Origin of the sequence: Pseudomonas frederiksbergensis (assembly GCF_035751725.1) — a bacterium.
Taxonomy (GTDB): Bacteria; Pseudomonadota; Gammaproteobacteria; order Pseudomonadales; family Pseudomonadaceae; genus Aquipseudomonas; species Aquipseudomonas frederiksbergensis_A.
The window spans coordinates 4,567,701-4,592,330 of record NZ_CP142104.1 but is presented as its reverse complement, the minus strand read 5'-3'; the positions used below and the strand labels follow the sequence as shown (position 1 = coordinate 4,592,330).

The window sequence follows — 24,630 nt, the reverse complement described above, 5'->3', positions numbered from 1 at the left end:
GGTATGATAGCCGCCGATTCGAACCACTGAAAATTTATCCAGCGTTTTTAGCGCCCGACCATCCATGATCAGCACCGAACTCAAAACCACGATCCAGGGCGCCTATTCGCGTTTTCTCGAAGCCAAGAGCCTCAAGCCGCGATATGGCCAGCGCCTGATGATTGCCGAAGTGGCGAAAGTCCTGGGCGACATCGACACCGACGACGAGGGCCGGCGCAATGGCGAGCCCGCCGTGGTGGCGGTGGAGGCCGGCACCGGTACCGGCAAGACCGTGGCCTACAGCCTGGCGGCGATTCCCAGTGCCAAGGCCGCCGGCAAGCGCCTGGTGATCGCCACGGCCACGGTCGCCCTGCAGGAGCAGATCGTCTACAAGGACCTGCCCGACCTGATGCGCAACAGCGGGCTGAATTTCACCTTCGCGCTTGCCAAGGGTCGCGGGCGCTACCTGTGCCTGTCCAAGCTCGACATGTTGCTGCAGGAAGGCCAGGCCCAGACCGCGACGGCTCAGTTGTTCGAAGAGGAAGGCTTCAAGATCGAGGTCGACGAGGCCAGTCAGAAACTGTTCACCAGCATGATCGAGAAACTGGCCGGCAATAAGTGGGACGGCGACCGCGACAGCTGGTCCACGGCCCTGGAAGACGCCGACTGGTCGCGCCTGACCACGGACCACAGCCAGTGCACCAACCGTCACTGCCCTAACTTCGGCCAATGTGCTTTCTACAAGGCGCGCGAAGGCATGGGCAAGGTCGATGTGATCGTCACCAACCACGACATGGTCCTGGCCGACCTGGCCCTGGGCGGCGGTGCGGTGCTGCCGGACCCGCGCGATACGATCTACGTGTTCGACGAAGGCCACCACCTGCCGGACAAGGCCATCGGCCATTTCGCCCATTACACCCGGCTGCGCTCCACCGCCGACTGGCTGGAAAGCACCGCCAAGAACCTGACCAAGCTGCTGGCCCAGCACCCGCTACCAGGTGACCTGGGCAAGTTCATCGAGCAGGTGCCAGAGCTGGCGCGGGAAATCAAGACGAACCAGCAGTTCATGTTCACTGCGTGCGAGCAGGTGGCTGACTTCAAGCCTGGCGAAGACGTCGAGGGTCGGGAGCGGCCACGCCATCGGTTTGTCGGCGGGGTGATTCCCGAGCACATGCGCGAGATGGGCATCGAGCTCAAGAAGGGCTTCGCGCGCCTGACTGACTTGTTCACGCGCCTGACCGACCTGCTCAAGGAGGGCATGGATGGCGAGGTCAATATCGGCATCGCCAGCAACCAGGCCGAGGAATGGTACCCCTTGTTCGGCAGCCTGCTGTCTCGCTCACAGGGCAACTGGGAGCTGTGGACGGCCTTTACCACCGAAGACCCGGAAGATAACCCGCCGATGGCGCGTTGGCTGACCTTGGCCGAAAGCGGTTCGCTGTTCGATATCGAGGTCAATGCCAGTCCGATCCTGGCGGCCGACATGTTGCGGCGCAACCTGTGGAACGTGGCCTACGGCGCGCTGGTAACGTCCGCCACGCTGACCGCACTGGGCACGTTCGACCGTTTCCGCATGCGCGCCGGCTTGCCGAAAATCGCCGTGACTGCCGTGGTCCCTAGCCCGTTCCACCATGCCGATGCCGGCGTATTGCGAGTCCCCGACCTCAAGGCAGACCCGCGGGACGCCGCCGCCCACACCGCCGCGATCATCCGTGACTTGCCGGATCTGGTGGAAGGTTCGCGTGGCACCCTCGTGCTGTTCTCCTCGCGCAAGCAGATGCAGGACGTGTTCGACGGTCTCGACCGTGACTGGCGCAAGCAAGTGTTCATCCAGGGCAACCTGTCGAAGCAGGAGACCTTGAACAAGCACAAGGCACGCGTCGACGGTGGCGACTCCAGCGTACTCTTTGGCCTGGCAAGTTTTGCCGAAGGCGTCGACTTGCCCGGTGCCTATTGCGAGCACGTGGTGATCGCGAAAATACCCTTCTCGGTCCCGGACGACCCGGTTGAAGCGGCGCTGGCCGAATGGATCGAAGCCCGGGGCGGCAATCCGTTCATGGAAATCTCCGTGCCGGACGCCTCGCTGAAACTGGTCCAGGCCTGCGGTCGCTTGCTGCGTACCGAGGAAGACCGCGGGACCATCACCTTGCTCGATCGCAGGCTGGTGACCCAACGTTATGGCAAGGCCATCCTAAACGCGCTGCCACCGTTTCGGCGGGAAATTTCCTGACGGGTCTTGCGTGGCGGGAAGCCAGTGCGCTCGCCACGCAAGACTGCGCTTAACCAGCCGTCTCACGAAGGTTCCCAAAAACCTCAATGGCTGAAACAATGCCAGCCAGTTGAAAAAGCCTTTGTTTCAAGGGAGTTGCGGGTGCAAATTCAAGGCCATTACGAGCTTCAATTCGAATCGGTGCGTGAAGCGTTCGCGGCGTTGTTCGACGATCCCCAGGAGCGCGGCGCGGCGTTGTGTATCCAGGTGGGTGGGCGTACGGTCATCGATCTCTGGGCCGGCACCGCCGACAAGGATGGTCATGAGGCTTGGCACAGCGACACCCTCGCCAATCTGTTTTCCTGTACCAAGACATTCACCGCCGTAACCGCCTTGCAACTGGTGGCTGAAGGCAAGTTGCAACTGGACGCGCCGGTCGCTCGCTACTGGCCTGAATTTGCGGCGGCGGGCAAGCAATCCGTCACCCTGCGCCAGTTGCTCTGCCATCAGGCCGGCCTACCGGCGCTGAGGGAATTGATGGCGCCCGCGGCACTTTACGATTGGCAAGCCATGGTCGATGCCTTGGCCGCTGAAACACCCTGGTGGACGCCCGGCGAGGGCCACGGTTATGCCGCGATCACGTACGGCTGGTTGGTCGGCGAACTGTTGCGCAGGGCCGATGGCCGCGGTCCGGGCGAGTCCATCGTGGCCCGGGTTGCCAAACCGCTGGGGCTGGACTTCCACGTAGGTCTGGCCGATGCAGAGTTTCATCGCGTGGCGCATATCGCGCGCGGCAAAGGCAACGTCGGTGATGCCGCGGCCCAGCGCCTGTTACAGGTCACGATGCGCGAGCCGACGGCCATGACCACCCGGGCCTTCACCAACCCGCCATCGATCATGACGAGCACCAACAAACCGGAATGGCGGCGCATGCAGCAGCCGGCGGCGAACGGCCATGGCAACGCCCGCAGTCTCGCCGGGTTCTACGCCGGCCTGCTGGACGGCAGTTTGCTGGAAGGTGAAATGCTCGACGAACTGACTCGCCAGCACAGTTTTGGCGAGGATAAAACGTTATTGACCCAGACCCGTTTCGGCCTGGGTTGCATGTTGGATCAACCGGATGTGCCAAACGCCACCTACGGCCTCGGGCCGCGGGCATTCGGTCATCCCGGGGCAGGGGGCTCCCTCGGTTTCGCCGATCCTGAGCATGACGTTGCGTTCGGTTTCGTAACCAACACGCTCGGGCCCTACGTCTTGATGGACCCGCGTGCGCAGCACCTTGCGCGGGTGCTTGCCACTTGTCTATAAAACGCCGTTGACGGTAGTGGATACAGGAACCAGGTGTTCTTTTCGCTTTCCAAGCGTCTGTTTATGCGGCCGGAACATGGCCTTTGTTTTTTACTTCAGATCATTTTTGTGGATATCCAATGTCATCGAATAAAACCCTCGCTCTGGCGCTGTGCTTCGCTATTACCGGTTGCGCACAAAACCCACAAAATGATGCCGAGGGCGGCAGTGGCTGGTGGCCGTTCGGTTCCTCCGACAAGGTCGCGACCAAGGACACGGCCCCGCAGGCCCCTTTGAAACCCGCCGCGGTGGCGCCGCAAGCCAAGGCCGAGGGCGCGACGCACTGGTGGTGGCCGTTCTCTTCCGATGACGGTGCCGATGTTGCCAAGAAAGAAGAAGTGAAACCCGCGGCCAAGCCTGAAACCAAGGCGCCGGCCACCGTTGCCAAGGCGCAAGCCGAGAGCAATGGCAAATGGTGGTGGCCGTTCGGCGGCGAGAAGCAGGAAACCGCCAAGGCCGTGCCGATGCCCGACCCGAAAGTCACCCAGGCCTGGCTCGACGATTATGAGCCGAAGCTGCGCACCGCCATCAAGGACAGCAAGCTTGAACTGGAGCGCCGCGATAACGTGCTGGTGGTCACCGCCCCTGCGGACGGCTCGTTCAACCCGGACCGCCCGGCCATGCTGCTGCCGGTGACCCTCGGTCCGTTCACCCGCGTCGCAAAAATTCTCGAGGCCGATCCGCAAACGGCAGTGTTGATCCTCGGTCATGCCGATACGTCGGGCGCGGCGCCGGCCAACCTGAAACTCAGCCAGGAACGCGCCCAGTCCATCGCGGCGATCTTCCGGCTCAGCGGCTTGCAGCGTGATCGCCTGATGCTGCGCGGCATGGGCTCGGCGGCGCCACGTGCGGCCAACGACAGTGTCGAGGGTCGGGCCTTGAACCGTCGTGTCGAGTTGCTGGTCACCCCGGCGAATACCATGGTCGCGTTGTTGAGCAAGTACAACATGCCGGCCCCTGCACCGGTAACCATGGTGGCGGCCCAGGACATCAAGCCCGCAGCGCCTGCGCCGGCCCCGGCGGCGAAAAAGGCCGCCGCCCCGGCTGCCAAGAAAGCCGCTGCCAAGAAGGCTCCTGCAAAGGCTCCTGCAAAGGCCCCGGCGAAAAAAGCCCCGGCCAAGAAGACCACGCCGGCGAAGAAACCTGAACCGGCCAAGGCCGCGGCCGACGGGAAAAAAGTCGCTGCCGCCGACACCTCCAAAAAACAGTGATTGGCTGATCACAAGGAACGCGCCATGACCCAAACGCTGGCTGATATGCGCCGTGACTATACCCGTGATGGCCTGGCCGAGGCGCAAGCCCCGGCCGAGCCGTTCGCGCTGTTCCACCAATGGTTCGCCGACGCGGTGAAAACCGAACAGGCCCCGGTGGAAGCCAATGCCATGACCCTGGCGACAGTGGATCCCGACGGTCGTCCTCATTGCCGGATCCTGCTGCTCAAGGGGCTGGACGCCCAGGGCTTTACCTTCTTCACCAACTACGACAGTGCCAAGGGCCAGCAATTGGCGGCGAATCCGTACGCGGCCGTGACGTTCTTCTGGCCGACCCTGGAGCGCCAGGTGCGCATCGAAGGCAAGGTCGTGAAAGTCACCGCGCAGGAGTCGGACGCGTACTACCAGGTCCGGCCACTGGGCAGCCGACTCGGTGCCTGGGCGTCACCGCAGAGCCGGGTGATTGCCGGGCGCGGTGAGCTGGAAGATTTGCTCAAGGCTACCGAGCAGCGTTTCAGCGACAGCCAACCCCATTGCCCCGAGCATTGGGGTGGCTATCGCTTGCTGCCCGAGCGCATCGAGTTCTGGCAGGGGCGCCCGAGTCGTCTTCACGATCGTCTCAACTACCGCCTGCAAGGGGCGGATTGGATTCGCGAGCGCCTGGCGCCTTGACCGGATAACCCGCCGCCGCGGCCTGGAGCCATTGCGGCAGGTCCCGTCGCTTGACGCCCTGTTCGCGGGCTCGGGCCAGTTGCTCCAGCATATAGCGCTTCTTCGGTTCATCCTGCCCGGCCAATGATAGCGCCAGGTCGCGGTCCATCCAGCGTTTGATGCGTACGTACAGCCACCAGTGGAAGTACAGGCCCGCTAGGGTGGTAGCGACTATGATGAAGTAATCCATGGAAATTCCTGGTGCGGTGACGCTGATGTTTGGTTTTGGCGCTATTGTTTGGTGAATTTTTCGGGTGCGCCTGTATCCCACCTGAATGAAAACAATTTTATCCCGGCAAGGCCGTGACAGGCGTCAAGCCGGAGAGTTTAATGGATCCCTGTCTTTTGGAGTTTGATGCTATGCGTAAGTCTGTTTTGCTGGTTGCTTCCTTTTCCACGATGGCGATGTTGCTCACTGGCTGTCAGTCGAGCCTGACCGGTGACTCCTACTCCCGTGACGAAGCGCGTCGCGTCCAGACGATTCGCATGGGCACTATCGAGTCCCTGCGTCCGGTCAAGATCGAAGGCACCAAGACCCCGATCGGCGGCGCGGCGGGTGCCGTGGTCGGTGGTGTCGGCGGCAGCGCTATTGGTGGTGGCCGTGGCAGCATCGTCGCTGCTGTGATCGGTGCCGTGGCCGGTGGCTTGATTGGTTCCGCTACCGAAGAAGGCCTGACCCGTACCCAGGGTGTGGAAATTACTGTGCGTGAAGATGACGGCAGTATGCGTGCCTATGTGCAGCAGGTTCAGGAGAACGAGGTGTTCCGTGTGGGTGAGCGGGTGCGGATTTCCACCGTGGGTGGTACGAGTCGCGTATCGCACTAAGCTTTGAGTCGGTAAGAGAAAGAACGGCGCTTCCTTCTGAATGGGAGGGCGCCTTTTTTTGGCTTAAAGTGGCCATTACCGCAGCAATGGATATACACACCGACCGGGAATTGCTTAAAGGATCGCCACACCCCGGCGGCATAGCGATCCACCCGACAGCCAGGAATCAACCAGGCAATGCAGCCTGCTTACGACTGGCCGCCGCCGTCACCGCATAACCCAACAACGCCGCCAGAATCGACCCGGTGAGAATCCCCATCCGGTCCATGCCCGCATAGTCGCTGACACCCGGCTCAAACGCGAGGGAGCCAACAAACAGACTCATGGTGAACCCGATCCCACACAGGATTGCCACCCCCAGGATCTGCCCCCAATTAGCCCCGGCGGGCAGGCTGGCGATGCCGATCTTCACTGCCAGCCAAGTCAGGCCGAACACACCGACGGTCTTGCCCAGCAACAGGCCGATCGCAATGCCCATCGGTACATGATGGGTGAAACTCTCGGCGGTCACGCCGCTCAGGGACAGGCCCGCGTTGGCAAAGGCGAACAGCGGCAGGATGCCGTAGGCCACCCAGGGATGAAGGGCATGTTCGAGTGCCAGCAGCGGCGACGTTTCGGCGTTTTTCGTGCGCAGTGGAATGCAGAAGGCCAGCGTCACACCCGCCAGGGTGGCGTGGACGCCGCTCTTGAGCACGCAAACCCAGAGGATCAGCCCGACCACCATGTAGGGTCCGAGCTTGACCACGCCCATGCGGTTCATGGCCACCAGCGCCGCGATGCAAGCCGCAGCCAGGCCCAACGACAGCGTCGACAGGTCGCCTGAGTAGAACATTGCAATGATGACGATGGCGCCCAGGTCATCGATGATTGCCAGGGTCATCAGGAACAGCTTGAGCGACACCGGTACTCGCTTGCCCAGCAAGGCCAACACGCCGAGGGCAAAGGCAATATCGGTGGCTGTCGGGATCGCCCAGCCGGCCAGCGCGGCAGGGTTCTCGCGGTTGAGGAACCAATAGATGAGCGCCGGAACCAACATGCCGCCGATCGCCGCTGCGCCCGGCAAGACGATCTGCGACGGCTTCGACAGTTGTCCGTCGAGGACCTCGCGCTTGACTTCAAGACCGATCAGCAGGAAGAACAGCGCCATCAGGCCATCGTTGATCCACAGCAACAGGGGCTTGGCGATCTTCAAGGCGCCGACCTGGGCCACCACCGGTGTGTCCAGCAAGCCGTTGTAAAGCCAGTCCAGCGGCGAATTGTTGATGACCAGGGCCAGGACGGCGGCAGCGATCAAGAGAAGGCCGCTCGCCGCTTCCAGTTGGAAAAAACGTGTCATAGAGCTACGTAGAGCCAAGACTGGTCTCCATTCATCGAATCAAAAGATGGGCTACCCTAACCCGTACTGTTAGTTGTTAAAACAAAAGTTATATTCTTTTTTGTTATATGCTGTTACAACGCTTGCGCCGGGCAATCGGGCAGTTGCCGGGCATATTGGACCTTAGCTGTACCTGTGCGGGATGTCGGTTTTTTCCTAAGCTGGCGTCTCGTATTTGCGAACCAGATCGTGCCCCGCGGCTATCGGTCTGCCTGCGTCGTACCGATCCAGCGAGAAAACACCATGAATGACCACCGTCAGTGGGCGCGTGAAGCCATCCGTATCATCGAAGCGGATTTCCAGCGCAGCGCCGATACGCACCTGATCCCGCTACCCTTGCCGGGACTGCCGGGCATAGAGCTGTATTTCAAGGACGAATCCAGCCATCCCACCGGGAGCCTCAAGCATCGATTGGCTCGCTCGTTGTTTCTCTATGCGCTGTGCAACGGCTGGCTCAAGCCCGGTGCGCCGGTGATCGAAGCCTCCAGCGGATCGACGGCGATTTCCGAAGCTTACTTTGCCCGATTGCTGGGCCTGCCCTTCATTGCGGTAATGCCCGCGAGCACCTCCCGGGAAAAAATCACACAGATCGCCTTCTATGGCGGCCAAAGCCACCTGGTGGACGATCCTACGCAGATTTATGCCGAATCCGAACGCCTGGCGCGTGAGCATGACGGTCATTTCATCGATCAATTCACCTATGCCGAGCGCGCCACGGATTGGCGCGCCAACAACAACATCGCCGAGTCGATCTTCCAGCAGATGCGTTTCGAGCAGCACCCGGAACCGGCCTGGCTGATTTCCAGCCCCGGAACCGGTGGCACGACTGCTACCCTGGGACGCTACGTACGTTATCGCCAACACTGTACCCGTGTGCTGTGTGCCGACGCCGAACGCTCGGTATTTTTCGATTACTACCGCAGTGGCGACGCCAACCTGCGCCTGGATTGCGGCTCGCGGATCGAAGGCATCGGTCGGCCACGGGTCGAAGCGTCGTTCCTGCCCAAGGTCATCGATGCGATGGTCAAGGTCCCCGACGCCCTGTCCCTCGCGGCCATGCATTACCTGGCCCAGCGGCTGGGGCGCCGGGTCGGCGGGTCCAGCGGCACCAACCTGATCGGCGCATTGATCGCCGCGAAGGGAATGGTGGACGCCGGAGAGTCGGGGTCGATCGTGGCGATTTTGTGTGACGGCGGCGAGCGTTACGCCACGACTTATTACGATCCGGCGTGGCTCAAGGAGCAGGGGTACGAATTGGACGTATTGATCAGCGCCGTGGCTGCGTGTGCGGAGCGCGGAGAAGCGCTGCCGGAGAATGTGTTGCGGGCCAACATTTGAATCACTGCGATCGCCTGTGGGGGCGAGCAAGCCCGCTCCCACAGGTCCGGGGTCACGCCTCGAGACCGAGGATATCCCGTGCCACCGCTTCGGCAATGCGGATTCCATCCACGCCCGCCGACAGGATCCCGCCCGCGTAACCGGCGCCTTCGCCAGCCGGGAACAGGCCCTTCACATTCAGGCTCTGCAGCGTTTCGTTGCGAGTGATGCGCAGCGGCGATGAAGTGCGGGTCTCGATGCCGGTCAGCACGGCATCGTGCAGTGAATAGCCGCGGATTTGTTTCTCGAACGCCGGCAACGCTTCACGGATGGCTTCGATGGCGAAATCCGGCAGGGCCAGGGCCAAGTCACCCAAGGCGACCCCTGGTTTGTAGGACGGTTCGACGCTGCCCAGCGCCGTGGACGGCTTGCCGGCGATGAAGTCGCCCACCAGTTGCGCGGGGGCTTCATAGTTGCTGCCGCCCAATACGAAGGCGTGGGACTCCAGGCGCTCCTGCAACTCGATCCCGGCCAGTGGACCACCCGGGTAATCCACTTCCGGGGTGATGCCTACAACGATGCCGGAGTTGGCGTTGCGCTCGTTGCGTGAGTACTGGCTCATGCCGTTGGTCACGACGCGGTTCGGCTCGGAAGTGGCTGCCACCACAGTGCCGCCCGGGCACATGCAGAAGCTGTACACGGAGCGGCCATTCTTGGCGTGGTGCACCAGTTTGTAATCGGCGGCGCCGAGCTTCGGATGGCCGGCGTATTTGCCCAGCCGTGCGCTGTCGATCAGCGATTGCGGGTGTTCGATGCGGAAACCCACCGAGAACGGCTTGGCTTCCATGTACACGCCACGGCTATGGAGCATGCGGAACGTGTCACGGGCGCTGTGGCCCAGGGCGAGGATCACATGTTTGGAATGGATCTGTTCACCGCTGGCAAGCTCGACACCGACCAATTGGCCATCTTCGATCAGCACATCGGTGACCCGCTGTCCGAAGCGGACTTCGCCGCCCAGCGCGCGAATCTGCTCACGCATGTTTTCCACGACGCCTGTCAGGCGAAACGTGCCGATGTGTGGCTTGCTCACGTAGAGGATTTCTTCGGGCGCCCCGGCCTTGACGAACTCGTGCAGCACCTTGCGGCCGAGGAATTTCGGATCCTTGATCTGGCTGTAGAGCTTGCCGTCGGAGAATGTCCCCGCGCCGCCCTCGCCGAATTGCACGTTGGATTCAGGGTTGAGCACACTTTTACGCCACAGGCCCCAGGTGTCTTTGGTGCGCTGGCGCACTTGCGGGCCGCGCTCGAGGATGATCGGCTTGAAGCCCATCTGCGCGAGCAACATGGCGGCGAAGATGCCGCACGGGCCGAAGCCGACGACGATCGGTCGTTCGCCCAGGTCTGCCGGTGCCTGGCCAACCATCTTGTAGCTGATGTCCGGCGCTTCGCTGACGTTACGGTCATCGGCGAACTTGCGCAGCACGCTGGCTTCATCGCGCACCGTCAGGTCGATGGTGTAGATGAAGCAAAGCTCGGAGGATTTCTTGCGTGCGTCGTAGCTGCGCTTGAACAAGGTGAAGTCGAGCAGGTCCTCGCTGGCGATGCCCAGGCGTTGCACGATGGCGGGACGCAGGTCTTCTTCGGGATGGTCGATCGGCAGCTTGAGTTCGGTGATTCGTAACATGACAGGATCCGGTTCGCGGGGCACACAACTGCGCCAGGGCGTGCTTCAAACCGGCGATTATAAGCTGCATTCCCTGTTTCCCGTGAGGTTAAAACAGCCGTGCAACGAGTCAGTCGTCCCGTGCACCACCGAAATAGGCACAACCGCGCTGGACCTGGCCGTTGACCCGCAGTTCAGCGCTCATGTGTTGCACGCTGCCGCTGGCGCTGTCGACGCAGCGCGCCGGGGTAACCCAGAGCTCGACTTTCTGGCCGTTGGCCTCGGTGCCGAGATTGAAGCGGCCATCGCCCAGTTGCTCCTCGACGTAGGGCACCGCCAGCGTTGGCTGGCCTTCGCGGTCCAGTACCAAGCCCTTGCCGCTGGCCTTGAGCACCCATTCCGGGCCGTGGCCCGCGGCGCGCAGGGTCAAGCGTTTGAAATCCACCTCTTCACAAGCCGTTCCCGAGCGCTCCAGGCGATACAACTGCTCGACGTCCAACTGGCTGTCGGTGCCGGCAGCCGCGCTGGAAACGATGCGACCCCGCATATCGGCAAACAGCTTGCCGCGATCATCCGCCAGGGTGGCGGCCTGTTGCAGGACGCTGGTGCCGCCGGTGTCATTGATGATGTAACGGCGCTGTTCCTGGCATGGCTGGAACACCAGTCTGCCATCCGCCGCCGTCAGTTCGCCTTGCATGCGCGTCTGCCCGGCATGGGATGCGCTCTGGCGCGGGGCATCGAGCAATTGGCAGCCGGCGAACAGCGGGAGGAGGGTGACAAACAACAGGGAACGAGCGGCACGCATCATTGGGTCTCCAGACAAGTGCCGTCACGTTACTCAGACTGTTCCTTCATCACAAGGGGTCAGCCCACGTGAAAGGTCTGTCCGGTTTGCAGGCCTTCGACACTCTTGGCGTAGGCCAATGCCACCTCCGCTGCGGGAACCGGCTTGTAGCCACGGAAGTACGGCGCATATTTGTCCATGGCTTCCAGCAGCACATTCGGGCTCACCGAATTGATCCGCAGCCCACGTGGCAGTTCGATTGCCGCCGCGCGTACAAAACTGTCGAGGGCGCCGTTCACCAGCGCCGCCGAGGCGCCGCTCTTGATCGGGTCGTGGCTGAGCACGCCAGTCGTGAGGGTGAAGGATGCGCCGTCATTGGCGAATTCACGACCGATCAGCACCAGGTTGACCTGGCCCATCAGTTTGTCCTTCAAGCCGAGGGCGAAGCTCTCCTCGGTCATGTCGCCCAGGGGCGCGAAGGTGACGTTGCCTGCGGCACAGACCAGCGCGTCGAAGCGTCCGGTTTTCTGGAACATGGCGCGGATCGAGGCACTGTCGCTGATGTCCACCTGCACGTCACCGCTGTGGCGGCCGATGCGCACGATGTCGTGGCGGGGCGATAACTCGTTATCGATGGCCGAACCGACGGTGCCGTTGGCGCCGATCAACAGGATTTTCATGGCTGTTCCTCATTGGGGTTGAACGAGGTTGCAGTCTAGAGTGGATTTTCCTGGGGATAAGCGTGCTAATAGGAAACCTTTGGTTTTCAATTGGAAACAATCCAGTGAGCGAAATTGACGACCTTGCAGCGTTTGCAGTGCTGGTGGAGGCTGGAAGTTTCACCTTGGCGGCGCAGCAATTGGGATGCAGCAAGGGGCAACTGTCCAAGCGCATCAGTCTTCTGGAAGAGCGATTTTCGGTGCTGCTGCTCCAGCGTACGACACGACGCTTGAGCCTGACGGCGGCGGGGGCGGCGCTGCTGCCCCAGGCCCAGGCGTTGTTGGTCCAGGTGGAAAGGGCGCGTCAGGCGTTGGCGCGCCTGAAGGGCGATATTTCCGGGCCGGTGCGTATGACCGTTCCGGTTTCGTTGGGCGAAACGTTCTTTGAGGGGTTGCTTACGGAATTTGCCCACAGCTATCCCGATGTGCAGATCGAGCTGGAGCTCAACAACGGCTACCGCGACCTGTCCCGCGATGGCTTCGACCTGGCGATCCGCTCCGATGCGGCAATCGACGAGCGATTGGTGGCTCGCCCGTTGTTGGCCTGGCATGAGATGACCTGCGCCAGCCCGGCCTACCTGGAACGCTATGGCGAGCCCAAGAGCCCCCACGCCCTGGCGGAGCACAAGTGCCTGCTCAACAGCCACTACAGTGGCCGGGAAGAATGGTTGTATCACCAGCAACACGAATTGCTCCGGGTGCGAGTGTCCGGGCCGTTTGCCAGCAACCACTACAGCCTTTTGAAGAAAGCCGCCTTGGCGGGCGCCGGCATTGCCCGTTTGCCGTCTTACCTGCTCAACGATGAATTGGCCGATGGACGCCTGCGCTGGCTGCTGCGCGACTATCAGACCCGGCGCATGCCGATGTACCTGGTCCACCCGTATCAGGGTGGGTTGCCCAAGCGGACGCAGGTGCTGGCTGATTATTTGATGGCGTGGTTCAAGAGGAGTGGGGAGGCGTTGGATCGGTTGTAGAGTGAAAGGCGCTATACCTGTGGCGAAGGAGCAAGCTTCCTCGCCACAGGTGTTTTCGCTGAACATCGGGGCGAAAAAACGGCCCGAAGGCCGTTTTTTTCATCGAGGCGGAATCAACCGCCCAGGTACGCCTCGCGCACTTTCGGGTCGGTCAGCAGCGCTTCACCGGTGCCTTGCATCACCACGTGACCGTTCTCCAGCACGTACGCCCGGTCGGCGATTTTCAGCGCCTGGTTGGCGTTCTGCTCCACCAGGAACACCGTCACGCCGTCCTTGCGCAGTTGTTCGATGATGTCGAAGATCTGCTGGATGATGATCGGCGCCAGGCCCAGGGAAGGCTCGTCGAGCAACAGCAGCTTGGGCTTGCTCATCAGCGCACGACCGATGGCGAGCATTTGCTGTTCGCCGCCAGACATGGTGCCGCCGCGCTGGGTAAAGCGCTCTTTCAGGCGTGGGAAAAGGTGCAGGACCTTGTCCATCTGCTCCTGATAGTCGCCCTTGTCGGTAAAAAAACCGCCCATGGCGAGGTTTTCTTCCACGGTCAACCGGGCAAATACCCGACGACCCTCAGGCACCACGGCAATGCTCTTGCGCATGATCTTCGCCGAGTCCTGGCCCACCAGTTCCTCACCCATGTAGCGGATGCTGCCGCTGTGGGCCTGTGGCGAACCGCAAAGGGTCATCAGCAACGTTGACTTGCCGGCACCGTTGGCACCGATCAGCGTGACGATTTCGCCCTGGCGGACCTCGACGTTGACGCTGTGCAGCGCCTGGATCTTGCCGTAGAAGGTGGAAACGTTTTCGAACTGCAGCATTTACGCTTCCCCCAGGTAGGCTTTGATCACTTCAGGATTGTCGCGGATCTGTTCCGGCGTGCCGTCGGCCAGGGGGGTGCCCTGGTTGATCACGACGATGTGGTCGGAAATGCTCATGACCAGCTTCATGTCATGTTCGATCAGCAGCACGGTGACGTTGTGCTCCTCGCGCAGCACGCTGATCAGCGCCTTCAGGTCTTCGGTTTCCTTCGGGTTCAGGCCGGCAGCCGGTTCGTCGAGCATGAGGATCCGCGGGCGGGTCATCATGCAGCGGGCGATTTCCAGGCGACGTTGCTGCCCGTAGGCGAGGGTGCCAGCGGTACGGTTGGCGAACTCGGTGAGGTTGACCTTGTCCAGCCAGTACCCGGCGTACTCCATGGCCTCGCGTTCGCTCTTGCGGAACGCCGGGGTCTTGAACAGGCCGGCAAAGAAGTTGGTGTTCAAGTGACGGTGCTGGGCGATCAACAGGTTCTCGACCGCCGTCATGTCCTTGAACAGCCGCACGTTCTGGAAGGTCCGCACCACGCCCTTGCGGGCGATGTGGTGGCCGGGCAGGCCCTGGATCGGCTCGCCGTCCAGCAGGATGGTGCCGCCGGTGGGCTGGTAGAAGCCGGTCAGGCAGTTGAACACCGTGGTCTTGCCCGCGCCGTTCGGCCCGATCAATGCAACCACTTGTTTCTCTTTGACGGTCAGGGCCACGCCGTTGACCGCCAGCAAGCCGCCGAAGCGCATGCTCAGATTTTCAACCTTTAGGATCTCGCGGCTCATTTGCGCAGCTCCATGTGGGGGCGTTGCATAGGCAGCAGACCTTGAGGACGCCAGATCATCATCAGCACCATCAAGGCGCCGAACATCAACATGCGGTATTCACTGAATTCACGCATCATTTCGGGTAGCAGGATCATCACGATCGCCGCCAGGATCACGCCCAACTGCGAGCCCATCCCGCCCAGCACCACGATGGCGAGAATGATCGCCGACTCGATGAAGGTGAAGGACTCGGGCGTCACCAGGCCTTGGCGAGCCGCGAAGAAACTACCGGCGAAACCGGCGAACGCTGCGCCAAGGGTAAAGGCCGACAGTTTGATCACGGTCGGGTTGAGACCCAGGGCACGGCAGGCGATTTCGTCTTCACGCAGCGCTTCCCACGCACGGCCGATCGGCATGCGCAGCAGGCGATTGATGACGAACAGCGCGGCCAGGGCCAGCAGCAGGGCAACCAGGTAGAGGAAGATCACCTTGTTGATCGAGTTGTATTGCAGGCCGAAGTACTCGTGGAAGGTCTGCAGGCCTTCGGCGGCTTTACGCTCGAAGGTCAGGCCGAAGAACGTCGGCTTCTCGATATTGCTGATGCCGTTCGGGCCACCGGTAATGTCGGTCAGGTTGCGCAGGAACAGACGGATGATTTCGCCAAAACCCAGGGTTACGATCGCCAGGTAGTCGCCGCGCAAGCGCAGGACCGGGAAACCCAACAGGAAACCGAAGGTGGCGGCCATCATCCCGGCGATCGGCAGGCAGATCCAGAAGCTCAGGCCGAAGTAGTGGGACAGCAGCGCGTAGCTGTAGGCGCCGACGGCATAGAAGCCGACGTAGCCCAGGTCCAGCAGCCCGGCGAGGCCTACGACGATGTTCAGGCCCAGGCCCAGCATCACGTAGATCAGGATCAGCGTGGCGATGTCCACCGCGCCGCGCGAACCGAAGAACGGCCACACCAGTGCCACGACGATCAGGCCCAGGACGATCCAGCGCTGGGTCGATGGCAGGGTCAGGAAGTTGCTGGCCTTGGCCGGGATTACCGGAACGCCGGGCGATGCCTTCCATGCGGCGCTGATCTGGGTGCTGAACAGCACGCGCAGGAACATCAGCACGGAGCACACGGCGATGGTGGCGAGGATGGCCGGGCTGGTGCCGTGCACTTCCAGGTTGATGCCGACGATGGTCAGTTTGAGACCGAGTACCGGGTAGGCCACGGCCCAGACCAGCAGGGCGCTGAAAAGCGCCGATTTGAGATGCCTAGTCATACTTTTTCAACCTCCGGGCGGCCCAGGATGCCGGTCGGCCGGAATAACAGAACCAGAACCAACAAGCCGAACGCTACGACGTCCTTGTACTGGTCGCCGAAGATGTCGGCGCCAAAGGCTTCCGCCACGCCCAGCACCAACCCGCCGAGCATGGCGCCGGGGATGCTGCCGATGCCGCCCAGTACCGCGGCGGTGAAGGCTTTCAGGCCGACGAGGAAGCCGGCGTTGGGGTTGATCACGCCGTATTGCATGCTCAACAGCACCGCCGCGATGGCCGCCAGGGCCGCACCGATGACGAAGGTCAGGGCGATGATGTTGTTGGTGTTGATGCCCAGCAGGTTGGCCATCTTGATGTCCTCGGCGCAGGCACGGCAGGCGCGGCCCAGGCGGGAACGGGAGATGAACAGCGTCAGGCCGAGCATGGCGACCAGGGTCACCACGAACACCACGATTTGCATGTAGGAAATCAGCACTTCATGTGCCCCGCCTGGCCCGATGGCGAAGTTGCCCGGAATCAGGTTGGGAATGGATTTGTCCTTGGAGTCTTGCGAAAGCAGTACCGTGTTCTGCAGGAAAATCGACATACCAATGGCGGAAATCAGCGGGATCAGACGGTTGCTGCCGCGCAGGGGGCGGTAGGCGATCCGTTCGATGCTGTAGCCATAGGAACTGGTGACCACGATGCTCGCGATGAAAGCCGCGGTCATCAACAGCGGGACACTGTCGAGTCCCATCATGGCCAGCCCGGCGATGGCGATGAACGCCACGTAGGAGCCGATCATGTACACCTCGCCGTGGGCGAAGTTGATCATTCCAATGATGCCGTAGACCATCGTATAGCCGATGGCGATCAGGGCATACGTGCTGCCAACGGTCAGGCCGTTAACCAGCTGCTGGAAGAAGTGATAGATGTCAGGCATTACAGCGCTCCTAAAAACCTGATACGCATTTCACTGGTGGAGTCATTTTCCCGCCCGGGGCCCGTGGATCTTCATCCACTTCGAACACGGGTTTTGCCAGCGAACCGCTGATGACGGTTTTGAGATTTTCAGGTGGGGAGACTGGCGGATCACGCCAGCGCGGCCCAATACATTCAAAACAAAGCCCACGGCACGCCGTGGGCTTTATTGGCAGTCAGTCAGGCAGGGCCTTACTGAGGCGAAGCTTCGGTTTTAGGTTTGCCGAAATGCCACTCGTAAACCACGAACTTGAAGTCCTTCAGGTCGCCGTTCTTGTCGAAGCTCAAGTCACCGGTCGGCGTCTTGAAGGTGCCGGCGTGGATGGCTTCAGCCACTTTTTCCGGGTCTTCGCTTTTGGTGGAAGTGATGGCCTGGGCGATCACTTGCACAGCGGAGTAGGACGGGAACACGAACGGACCGCTCGGGTCTTCTTTCTTGGCCTTGAACGCGTCAGCCAGGGCGACGTTGGCTGGATCCTGGTCGAAGGATTTCGGCAGGGTCACCAGCAGGCCTTCGGAAGCTTCCTTGGCGATTTGCGAAATGGAGTCGTTACCCACGCCTTCCGGACCCATGAACTTGGCCTTCAGGCCTTTTTCCTGGGCTTGACGCAGGATCAGGCCCAGCTCTGGGTGGTAGCCGCCGTAGTAGACGAAGTCGACGTTGGCTTGCTTGAGCTTGGCGATCATCGAGGAGAAGTCTTTGTCGCCGGCGTTTACGCCTTCGAATACGGCAACCTTGGTGCCTTTCTTCTCGAGGGTGGCTTTCACCGCGCTGGCAATGCCTTCACCGTACTGCTGCTTGTCGTGCAGGACCGCAACGACTTTCGGCTTGACGTGGTCGGCGATGTAGTTGCCGGCCGCTGGGCCTTGGGCGCTGTCCAGGCCGATGGTGCGGAAGATCATCTTGTAGCCACGGGCGGTGATGTCCGGGCTGGTGGCCGCTGGAGTGATCATGATCACGCCTTCGTCTTCGTAGATGTCCGAAGCCGGCTGGGTGGAGCTGGAGCACAGGTGGCCGATGACGAACTTGACGCCGTCGTTGACGACTTTGTTCGCGACCGCGACCGCTTGTTTCGGATCACAGGCGTCGTCGTATTCAACGGCGACCAGTTGCTTGCCGTTGACGCCGCCCTTGGCGTTGATTTGCTCGATCGCCATCTTGGAGCCGCTGAACTGCATGTCGCCGTATTGGGCTACAGGGCCGGTTTTCGGGCCGGCGATGCCGATCTTGATGGTGTCGGCGGCAAACGAATGGCTGGCAACCCCGGCCAGAACCATAGCGGCAAACAGTTTGGAAATCTGCTTAGTAGCCTTAGTCATAGTGCTCCACTCATGCTGTTGTAGTTTTTATAGTCCTGGCGCCGTAGCAGCAGAACCGGGTCAGATATCTTGGATATCCTCGCGGAAAATGCCCCCGGCAACTGTACCGGTACAGTGTAGAGCGCCGATTGTTGGCAAGGGAAGCTGGCGCTTGGGGGCAAAACCTGAGGGTGTCGCTTTATTGAAAGAAAAAGGCAGATTCGCGGCGGGGTTTGTCCGGTCAAATCGGCAATCCTTGGCTTTGCTGCGCTTTTCGATCGATGCTGCAATTGCAACCGGGTTTTTCTGCCAGACCACCGACGTTATCATTCGCGCCGATTTCTTTTCCGGACAGCTCCCATGAATCAAGAACCTAGCACCCTCTATGCCAAATTGCTCGGTGAAACCGCATCTATCACTTGGAAAGAGCTGGAGCCGTTCTTTGCCAAGGGTGCCCTATTGTGGGTCGACCCGGCATTGGATCTGATCGCCGCAGCCGAAGCCGTTGCCCAGGACGAAGGTACCAAAGTCGCCGCCTGGCTGGGCGCCGGGCAGGTCGCCAAGCTGTCTGAAACGCGGGCGCTGGATTTTTTCGAGCGTGATCCACAACTCTGGGCCGTGGTGGTTTCGCCTTGGATCATGATCCAGGAAAGGGCATCGAATTGATCGGTGCACCAAATTGAATCGTCCCGTGGCCCGGTTGAAAGTGTGTAGGTGAGTAGCGAGACGTCAGCCTGCCGTGGCGAAACGCCACAAGGCAGGGTGACGTATACGTAACGGGAACAGTTTATCGAGCAGCCTTTTGGCTGCTTAATTGTTTCTGGATGTTGTTTCTGCGGTGTCGCTCAAGGCCCCTTCGCGAGCAGGCTCGCGAATCGGGGCGATACGGTGGCCTGCCTCAATAACTCTTGCCCGTATGGTTATTGAGGGAAATAACCTTGGTCTTGCCGATCCGGTGACGGTAGATCTCGCGCAGGTACTTGATGGATTTCTTCACGCAATCCCGGGACAGGCGGATGTCGTTGATCGAGACGAACTTCTCCTTGTCGCTGATCAGCTCACGGTACTTCTTCTCGTACATCGGCTTGATCGCGTACCAGTTGGTGTCGAGGATCTTGGCCGGGTTCTCGAATTCATTGAGCAGATCGTCGATGCGTGCTTCGTCGAAGTCTTCATTGATGATGAAGTCCAGGATCGAATTGTCCAGCGTCTCGTCGAAGCGGTACGGGGTGCGGGCGAAGCAGCGCTTGATAAACGCCACGATCAGGGTCAGGAAGTCGTCCGACAGGCACGGGCTCTTGGCGATCAGGGTGGTCAGCGACAGGTTGGCCGAGGCGCCGATCACCAACGCGTAGCGCTTGAGGGTGGTGTTGGGGAACAGGCTGTTGAGGTGGGTCTTGAGCCGGTTCAGGTCCATGTAGGACAGTTTGTAGTCCTTCGGCAACGAGACGATCGATACCACCGACGAGCAATTCTTGAAGAAGTGCAGGTCGTGCAGGGCGGCAGCGTCGTAGCCGGAGTTCCTGTATTGCTCCAGCGAGGCGCGGTAACGCTTGGACTCGATGGGCAACAGGCTGATGCCCTCGATGGCCTGGGTGACTTTGTTGAAGTGCGGCAGGTCGATGGAGCGGAAGAACAGGTCGTCGATGTTCAGGCGCGGCGGCTCTTTCTCGAACACCTTGAACTTGTCGCCGCTCGGCGCCGGCGTTTCCGGGACGACAGACTCGGCATAGGCGATTGCCACCGGACCGGCCAGGCTCATGAACAAGTCGTTGGCGTCCAGGCGAATGGTTTCGCCAATGTCGATGCCGGCACGACGGAAGTAGTTCTGGTCGTAGTCGGTAGTGACGGCCTGGGCCGTCAGGATGTTGAAGATCTGCTGGGAAATGTACTGGTTGGCGTGCTTCTCCATGGCATTGACATCAATGTTCTGGATGTTGCCGTCATCGCTTTCTTCGGCGTAGCGCATGATGTCGTTGGAGATCAGCATCATCGCGTTCCATGGACGGATACGCCCCATCACGCTGGCTTCGCTGCTGTCTTCGTTGGCGAAGTTGTACGAGAAATCCCATTCTTCCGAGAGGTATTTGCACAGCAGGCGTCCGGCGTTGATGTGCAAGGCCTCGGACATTTCGCTGCGATGGTCGGAAATGTTCGGCAGCACGCAGATGCCGCTGGTGAAGATCGGCTCGAAGACGAAGGAATGGCCGCTCTTGCTGTCATGCTCGTCCATCGGCTTGGTGTCGAACGTCTTGTTCATGTACGAGTACTGCTGGGCCAGGCCGAACTCCGAGGCCATGCCCGAACCGGTGCCGCCGCCGGCACTGAAGATCGAGAAATACAGGCGCGACTGGTTGGCCTTGATGCCGCAGCTGTCGATCAGGTACGAGTGGATCATTTTCCAGTCGGGGCTGGAAAAACGCTGGGTGTCCTTGTTCAGGATGATTTTGGCCAGGTACTGGCCGAGGATCGGCGCGTTACCGGCACCGCCGGCATGGACTTCCGAAAGGTCCATGATTTTCATTTTGCTGTAGTCGCGCAAAAAGCCACTTTTCTCGCCCTTGCGCGAGAAACGGATGCGCCCGGCGATGTCCTTGTCCAGGTCGCCGAGCATGACCAGCGGTTCCACCAGGAACACCGGTTTGCTGGCCTTGCTGGTGCCCAGGCGCAGGTTGCGCATCCACTGGGCCGGGCGATAGCTCTTGTCACCGTAGTTCTTGTCTTCGGCGTTGAATTCGTTGAGGTAGAACTTGCGGGCGTTGTAGACCAGCTCCGCGACGTCCAGGGCGATATTGGACCCGCAGCGCCCCAGGCCGATCAGGCACACCGAAGGGAATTCCTGCTGGCCACGTTCGCTCTCGTCGTCCACCAGATGCGGCGGGCGCGGGAACACGGCATCGCGCAGGCCGTCGAGGTTGTCGAGGATGCGGTCGGTGTTGGTCTCGGTGAAATACAGGTATTGCTGGGTGGCCAAGGATCGTGAGCTGCTCGACAGTGTCGAGGTTTCAGGGCCGTTGGCGGCTGGGCTCAGGGTCAGATCGGAAACCGCAGTGGCTGTTTTTTTGGAGGTCATTGTGCGCCGTATGCCTGGACTGGTCGGATCGACGATCTGGGTCGTCGAACCATCGCGAATGGGAACTCGCGTCCTTTGATGGCGACGCGAATGTCGGCCCAAGCGTTCAGGGCTGCAGCCTGAGCAGCGCTCGGGAGAATCTATTCCTGATCATGTTGGATCGGCCATCGCCCGGCGTTCTTTAATCATGAACAGGCAAAATGATGGCAATTGTTACAGCAAATTGACCAACGTCATGAAACACGCCCTGCGCCATGGTTCGGTATCAGCCATGCGAATGATTGGAGACAGCTCGCGCCCGGCTGTCTAGATTGCAGACTCCGGGCTCGGATGCCTCGCCCAACAATAAAAAGAGACGGACCCATGCAGAACTCGACCCAAGCGGCGAATGCCTGGCGCATTCTGTTCCTGCTGTTCCTGGCCAACCTGTTCAATTTCTTCGACCGTACCATCCCGGCGATCATCATCGAACCGATCCGCATGGAATGGAGCCTGAGCGACTTCCAGATCGGCATCATTGGCACCGCGTTCACCATCGTCTATGCCATTGCCGGCTTGCCGCTGGGGCGTATGGCCGATACCGGCTCGCGCAGCAAGTTGATGGGCTGGGGCCTGGCGGCCTGGAGTGGACTGACGGCGGTGAACGGCCTGGTGGGCAGTTTCTGGGCGTTCCTGGTGGTACGCATGGGCGTGGGCATCGGCGAGGCCAGCTATGCACCGGCGGCCAACTCATTGATTGGCGACCTGTTCCCGGCCCACCGCCGGGCGCGGGCGATGGGTATTTTCATGCTGGGGCTGCCGATTGGGTTGCTGCTGGCATTCTTTACCATTGGCGCGATGGTCAAGGCCTTCGACAGCTGGCGTGCACCGTTCTTCATTGCAGCGGTGCCGGGGTTGGTGCTGGCGGTGTTCATGTTTTTCATCAAGGAGCCCAAGCGCGGCGCGGCGGAAACCGTGCAGGTGTCCCAGGAGAAGGTCAATAAACCGGTTCGCCGAGTGCTGGCGATTCCGACCTTTCTCTGGCTGGTGCTGGCGGGGCTTTGCTTCAACTTCGCCACCTATGCCTGCAACTCGTTCCTGGTGCCGATGCTGCAACGTTATTTCGGGATGCCGCTGCACGAGGCGGCCGTGGCCACCGGCATCATGGTGGGCGTGACGGGATTGTTCGGTCTGACCCTGGGCGGCTGGGTCGCGGACAAGATCCACCAGCGCGTGCCCAACGGGCGCCTGCTCTTTGCAGCGTTCAGCCTGGCCATTTCCACCGTCACCACGGCGTGGGCCCTGCATGCCGGGCGCATAGAGATCAGTGTGTTCGTGGCGGTGTTCAGCGTCGGTTGGCTGTTTGCCTATAACTTCTATACCTGCGTCTATACCGCGATCCAGGACGTGGTTGAGCCGCGCCTGCGCGCCACGGCGATGGCCTTGTATTTTGCCGGGCTGTATTTGCTCGGCGGCGGCCTGGGGCCGGTGGTGGTAGGCGGCCTGTCCGACTACTTCGCCCACACGGCAATGGCGGCCGCAGGCGCCCCGCAAATGACCGAAGCGTTCAAGGCCATCGGCCTGCACGACGCGATGTACCTCATCCCGGTGGCGCTGCTCCTGACCATGGTGTTCCTGTTCCTGGCGTCACGCTGTTTCGTGCGCGATGCCAAGCGGATGAAGGATGGGATGAGTGCAGTGGTGGTGCCGGAGGGTGTGGTGGCGACAGCCTAGTGCGATTTTGTGACAACGGTGCTTTTGTGGCGAGGGAACAAGCTCCCTCGCCACAAAGGTGGTGTGTTACAGGTTACTCAGCCTTGTCATCCCGGCCTCGCAACAGGCGGTTGGGCATCGCCAACGCTGCCGCCAACCCCAGCAGCGACACCGCCGCGCTGATCATAAGCAAGTGCCGGAACGTCGCCTGCAATTCTCCACGCAAGGCATTCCGTGCCTCGCCCGGGGCAGCGTTTAGGCCATCGAGCAGCACGTTGCCGGAATGCCCTTCGCCGAGCAGCGACGAACCGGCGAGTTGGGCGAAGCTTGAATCCTGCAGCAAGGCCAGCAGCAACGCCGACATCAAGGCCACGCCCACCGCGCCGCCGAGAGAGCGGAACAGGTTGGTGGTGCTGGTGGCGACGCCGATGTCCCGTTGCTCCACCGCATTCTGCGAGCCCACCAGCGACGTGGGGAATTGCATGCCGGAGGCGATGCCGCTGAGCAACATGAACAGGCTGCTCAGCCAGAACGCAGCGGGCGGCGTGAAGGCCATGCCGAGGATCGCGAACGGAAAGAGCAGGGCGCCGCTGAGGATTATCGGTTTGTAGCGCCCGGTGACCGAGGTCCGTCGACCGGCGAAATACGCGCCGATCGGCAGCCCCATCGCCAACGGCAACAAGTGCAAGGCCGCGCTGTCGGCACCGGCGCCTGTCACGCTCTGGAAGCGCAACGGCACCAGCACCGTCAGGGAAATCGCCTGGAAGCTGGTGAAAAACACCGTGCACCAGCACAGCACCGCGCTGCGGTTCACGAACAAGTGCATGGGCAGCAACGGCTCGCGGGCGCGGCGTTCGTGCCAGGCGAAGAGACCCAGCACAACCACGGCGCCACCCAGCAGCCCGAGCACCTCGCGGCTGTGCCAGGCGTGGCCCTGGCCGACCTGGGTAATGCCTGATAACAGGGATGTCAGGCCGATGATCAGCAACACGGTGCCCAGGTAGTCGATGATCGGCGTGCGTTGCGGCACCGGCAGCCCCACCAGGGCGCGCCGGGCCACCAGCCAGGCGCCCAGGCCCAGCGGCAGGTTGATCCAGAACACCCAGCGCCACGACAGGTACTCGGTCATGTAGCCGCCCAGCACCGGCCCGGCGACGCTGGCCACCGCGTACATGCTGCTGAAATAACCCTGGTAGCGACCGCGCTCGCGGGGCGCGATGATGTCGCCGATGATCGCCTGGCTCACCGAAATCATGCCGCCAGCGCCGATGCCCTGGAGGATCCGCGCCAGCACCAATTGCTCCATGTTCTGGGCCAGGCCACAGAACAGCGAAGCGAGGGTAAACAGGCCCATGCCGAACAGCATCAGCGGCCGCCGGCCATACAAGTCGCCCAACTTGCCGTAGATCGGCACCGCCACGGTCATGGCGACCATGTAGCCGGAGATCACCCAGGCCAGCAGGCTGACGTCCTTGAACTGCGCGGAAATGGCCGGCATCGAGACCGCGACGATGGTCTGGTCCAGCGCACCGAGGAAAATCGCCAGCATCAGCGCCACCAGCACGCTGCGGATGGCGGGTTGCGGGGCTTGAGGCGTATCGAGCTGAGTCAAGGCAGGACCTGCGGGCATCGCGCCAGGCGGCGCGGGGACGAAG

22 protein-coding genes are annotated in these 24,630 nt (G+C 61.4%); 9 read left to right on the top strand and 13 right to left on the bottom strand.

What is annotated here, in order from left to right; translation table 11 throughout:
• Positions 1–64: 64 nt before the first annotated feature.
• From dinG to pdxH, 4 genes are all read left to right on the top strand, one after another.
• Complete coding sequence (gene dinG / locus VQ575_RS20435) at positions 65–2,209, top strand: ATP-dependent DNA helicase DinG (protein ID WP_039594481.1); 2,145 nt, start codon at positions 65–67, stop codon at positions 2,207–2,209.
• Between the two features lie 141 nt (positions 2,210–2,350).
• Positions 2,351–3,496, top strand: coding sequence for an EstA family serine hydrolase (locus VQ575_RS20430; protein WP_045155241.1), 1,146 nt, complete (start codon positions 2,351–2,353; stop codon positions 3,494–3,496).
• 119 nt (positions 3,497–3,615) lie between these two features.
• Positions 3,616–4,746, top strand: coding sequence for an OmpA family protein (locus VQ575_RS20425; RefSeq protein WP_198725126.1), 1,131 nt, complete (start codon positions 3,616–3,618; stop codon positions 4,744–4,746).
• Positions 4,747–4,770: 24 nt separating this feature from the next.
• The gene (gene pdxH, locus VQ575_RS20420) at positions 4,771–5,418 is read left to right on the top strand and encodes a pyridoxamine 5'-phosphate oxidase (RefSeq protein ID WP_325918312.1); all 648 of its coding nucleotides are present in this window, start codon (positions 4,771–4,773) and stop codon (positions 5,416–5,418) included.
• On the opposite strand, the gene VQ575_RS20415 is transcribed toward pdxH, so the two are convergent.
• Complete coding sequence (locus VQ575_RS20415; RefSeq protein WP_039594477.1) at positions 5,366–5,647, bottom strand: hypothetical protein; 282 nt, start codon at positions 5,645–5,647, stop codon at positions 5,366–5,368. The genes pdxH and VQ575_RS20415 overlap by 53 nt on opposite strands.
• A 170-nt stretch (positions 5,648–5,817) precedes the next feature.
• Between VQ575_RS20415 and VQ575_RS20410 the strand changes: the two genes are divergently transcribed.
• Complete coding sequence (locus VQ575_RS20410; RefSeq protein WP_024776354.1) at positions 5,818–6,282, top strand: outer membrane lipoprotein; 465 nt, start codon at positions 5,818–5,820, stop codon at positions 6,280–6,282.
• A gap of 166 nt (positions 6,283–6,448) precedes the next feature.
• Here VQ575_RS20410 and nhaA read toward each other — a convergent pair whose 3' ends face one another.
• Entirely contained in the window at positions 6,449–7,636 is a 1,188-nt protein-coding gene (gene nhaA / locus VQ575_RS20405) for a Na+/H+ antiporter NhaA (RefSeq protein ID WP_198725125.1), read from the bottom strand.
• Between the two features lie 264 nt (positions 7,637–7,900).
• On the opposite strand from nhaA, the gene VQ575_RS20400 reads away from it, so the two are divergent.
• A complete protein-coding gene (locus VQ575_RS20400) occupies positions 7,901–8,995 on the top strand; it encodes a PLP-dependent cysteine synthase family protein (protein ID WP_325918310.1) in 1,095 nt (364 codons plus the stop codon).
• A gap of 52 nt (positions 8,996–9,047) precedes the next feature.
• Here the strand turns inward: VQ575_RS20400 and VQ575_RS20395 are convergent, their stop codons facing one another.
• The 3 genes from VQ575_RS20395 to VQ575_RS20385 form a co-directional block, all read right to left on the bottom strand.
• Positions 9,048–10,661, bottom strand: a complete 1,614-nt coding sequence (locus tag VQ575_RS20395) for an NAD(P)/FAD-dependent oxidoreductase (RefSeq protein WP_039593750.1) — start codon at positions 10,659–10,661, stop codon at positions 9,048–9,050.
• Between the two features lie 109 nt (positions 10,662–10,770).
• Entirely contained in the window at positions 10,771–11,445 is a 675-nt protein-coding gene (locus VQ575_RS20390; protein WP_045155282.1) for a COG3650 family protein, read from the bottom strand.
• A gap of 59 nt (positions 11,446–11,504) precedes the next feature.
• Entirely contained in the window at positions 11,505–12,104 is a 600-nt protein-coding gene (locus tag VQ575_RS20385) for a short chain dehydrogenase (protein WP_325918308.1), read from the bottom strand.
• 104 nt (positions 12,105–12,208) lie between these two features.
• Between VQ575_RS20385 and VQ575_RS20380 the strand changes: the two genes are divergently transcribed.
• Positions 12,209–13,117: a LysR family transcriptional regulator gene (locus tag VQ575_RS20380; protein WP_325918307.1), complete on the top strand. Its 909-nt coding sequence runs from the start codon at positions 12,209–12,211 to the stop codon at positions 13,115–13,117.
• Positions 13,118–13,230: 113 nt separating this feature from the next.
• Here VQ575_RS20380 and VQ575_RS20375 read toward each other — a convergent pair whose 3' ends face one another.
• From VQ575_RS20375 to VQ575_RS20350, 6 genes are all read right to left on the bottom strand, one after another.
• Complete coding sequence (locus VQ575_RS20375) at positions 13,231–13,932, bottom strand: ABC transporter ATP-binding protein (protein WP_039593753.1); 702 nt, start codon at positions 13,930–13,932, stop codon at positions 13,231–13,233.
• Positions 13,933–14,700, bottom strand: coding sequence for a high-affinity branched-chain amino acid ABC transporter ATP-binding protein LivG (gene livG, locus VQ575_RS20370; protein ID WP_039593754.1), 768 nt, complete (start codon positions 14,698–14,700; stop codon positions 13,933–13,935).
• Positions 14,697–15,953, bottom strand: a complete 1,257-nt coding sequence (locus VQ575_RS20365; RefSeq protein ID WP_039593755.1) for a high-affinity branched-chain amino acid ABC transporter permease LivM — start codon at positions 15,951–15,953, stop codon at positions 14,697–14,699. Before VQ575_RS20365 ends, livG begins: the two co-directional genes overlap by 4 nt.
• On the bottom strand, positions 15,950–16,873 hold the full coding sequence (gene livH / locus VQ575_RS20360) for a high-affinity branched-chain amino acid ABC transporter permease LivH (protein ID WP_014336891.1): 924 nt from the start codon (positions 16,871–16,873) through the stop codon (positions 15,950–15,952). Before livH ends, VQ575_RS20365 begins: the two co-directional genes overlap by 4 nt.
• 230 nt (positions 16,874–17,103) lie before the next feature.
• Complete coding sequence (locus tag VQ575_RS20355) at positions 17,104–18,231, bottom strand: branched-chain amino acid ABC transporter substrate-binding protein (protein WP_039593756.1); 1,128 nt, start codon at positions 18,229–18,231, stop codon at positions 17,104–17,106.
• A gap of 60 nt (positions 18,232–18,291) precedes the next feature.
• Positions 18,292–18,540, bottom strand: a complete 249-nt coding sequence (locus VQ575_RS20350; protein WP_325918306.1) for a hypothetical protein — start codon at positions 18,538–18,540, stop codon at positions 18,292–18,294.
• A 30-nt stretch (positions 18,541–18,570) separates the two neighbouring features.
• On the opposite strand from VQ575_RS20350, the gene VQ575_RS20345 reads away from it, so the two are divergent.
• Positions 18,571–18,876, top strand: coding sequence for a DUF2288 domain-containing protein (locus VQ575_RS20345; RefSeq protein WP_039593757.1), 306 nt, complete (start codon positions 18,571–18,573; stop codon positions 18,874–18,876).
• Between the two features lie 232 nt (positions 18,877–19,108).
• Here VQ575_RS20345 and VQ575_RS20340 read toward each other — a convergent pair whose 3' ends face one another.
• Complete coding sequence (locus VQ575_RS20340; RefSeq protein WP_325918304.1) at positions 19,109–21,283, bottom strand: hypothetical protein; 2,175 nt, start codon at positions 21,281–21,283, stop codon at positions 19,109–19,111.
• Between the two features lie 363 nt (positions 21,284–21,646).
• On the opposite strand from VQ575_RS20340, the gene VQ575_RS20335 reads away from it, so the two are divergent.
• A complete protein-coding gene (locus VQ575_RS20335) occupies positions 21,647–22,996 on the top strand; it encodes a spinster family MFS transporter (RefSeq protein WP_325918303.1) in 1,350 nt (449 codons plus the stop codon).
• Positions 22,997–23,069: 73 nt separating this feature from the next.
• Here the strand turns inward: VQ575_RS20335 and VQ575_RS20330 are convergent, their stop codons facing one another.
• Positions 23,070–24,605 (bottom strand): MDR family MFS transporter, encoded by a 1,536-nt coding sequence (locus VQ575_RS20330; protein ID WP_411829910.1) that lies wholly within the window; start codon positions 24,603–24,605, stop codon positions 23,070–23,072.
• Positions 24,606–24,630 lie beyond the last annotated feature (25 nt).

What these genes read in the sequence shown, in the direction of transcription:
- dinG (WP_039594481.1), top strand. Translation starts at nt 65, where the DNA reads ATGATCAGCACCGAACTCAAAACCACGATCCAGGGCGCCTATTCGCGT.
- VQ575_RS20425 (WP_198725126.1), top strand. Translation starts at nt 3,616, where the DNA reads ATGTCATCGAATAAAACCCTCGCTCTGGCGCTGTGCTTCGCTATTACC.
- pdxH (WP_325918312.1), top strand. Translation starts at nt 4,771, where the DNA reads ATGACCCAAACGCTGGCTGATATGCGCCGTGACTATACCCGTGATGGC.
- VQ575_RS20415 (WP_039594477.1), bottom strand. Translation starts at nt 5,647, where the DNA reads ATGGATTACTTCATCATAGTCGCTACCACCCTAGCGGGCCTGTACTTC.
- VQ575_RS20410 (WP_024776354.1), top strand. Translation starts at nt 5,818, where the DNA reads ATGCGTAAGTCTGTTTTGCTGGTTGCTTCCTTTTCCACGATGGCGATG.
- VQ575_RS20400 (WP_325918310.1), top strand. Translation starts at nt 7,901, where the DNA reads ATGAATGACCACCGTCAGTGGGCGCGTGAAGCCATCCGTATCATCGAA.
- VQ575_RS20395 (WP_039593750.1), bottom strand. Translation starts at nt 10,661, where the DNA reads ATGTTACGAATCACCGAACTCAAGCTGCCGATCGACCATCCCGAAGAA.
- VQ575_RS20390 (WP_045155282.1), bottom strand. Translation starts at nt 11,445, where the DNA reads ATGCGTGCCGCTCGTTCCCTGTTGTTTGTCACCCTCCTCCCGCTGTTC.
- VQ575_RS20385 (WP_325918308.1), bottom strand. Translation starts at nt 12,104, where the DNA reads ATGAAAATCCTGTTGATCGGCGCCAACGGCACCGTCGGTTCGGCCATC.
- VQ575_RS20375 (WP_039593753.1), bottom strand. Translation starts at nt 13,932, where the DNA reads ATGCTGCAGTTCGAAAACGTTTCCACCTTCTACGGCAAGATCCAGGCG.
- livG (WP_039593754.1), bottom strand. Translation starts at nt 14,700, where the DNA reads ATGAGCCGCGAGATCCTAAAGGTTGAAAATCTGAGCATGCGCTTCGGC.
- VQ575_RS20365 (WP_039593755.1), bottom strand. Translation starts at nt 15,953, where the DNA reads ATGACTAGGCATCTCAAATCGGCGCTTTTCAGCGCCCTGCTGGTCTGG.
- livH (WP_014336891.1), bottom strand. Translation starts at nt 16,873, where the DNA reads ATGCCTGACATCTATCACTTCTTCCAGCAGCTGGTTAACGGCCTGACC.
- VQ575_RS20355 (WP_039593756.1), bottom strand. Translation starts at nt 18,231, where the DNA reads ATGACTAAGGCTACTAAGCAGATTTCCAAACTGTTTGCCGCTATGGTT.
- VQ575_RS20350 (WP_325918306.1), bottom strand. Translation starts at nt 18,540, where the DNA reads ATGATAACGTCGGTGGTCTGGCAGAAAAACCCGGTTGCAATTGCAGCA.
- VQ575_RS20345 (WP_039593757.1), top strand. Translation starts at nt 18,571, where the DNA reads ATGAATCAAGAACCTAGCACCCTCTATGCCAAATTGCTCGGTGAAACC.
- VQ575_RS20340 (WP_325918304.1), bottom strand. Translation starts at nt 21,283, where the DNA reads ATGACCTCCAAAAAAACAGCCACTGCGGTTTCCGATCTGACCCTGAGC.
- VQ575_RS20335 (WP_325918303.1), top strand. Translation starts at nt 21,647, where the DNA reads ATGCAGAACTCGACCCAAGCGGCGAATGCCTGGCGCATTCTGTTCCTG.
- VQ575_RS20330 (WP_411829910.1), bottom strand. Translation starts at nt 24,605, where the DNA reads ATGCCCGCAGGTCCTGCCTTGACTCAGCTCGATACGCCTCAAGCCCCG.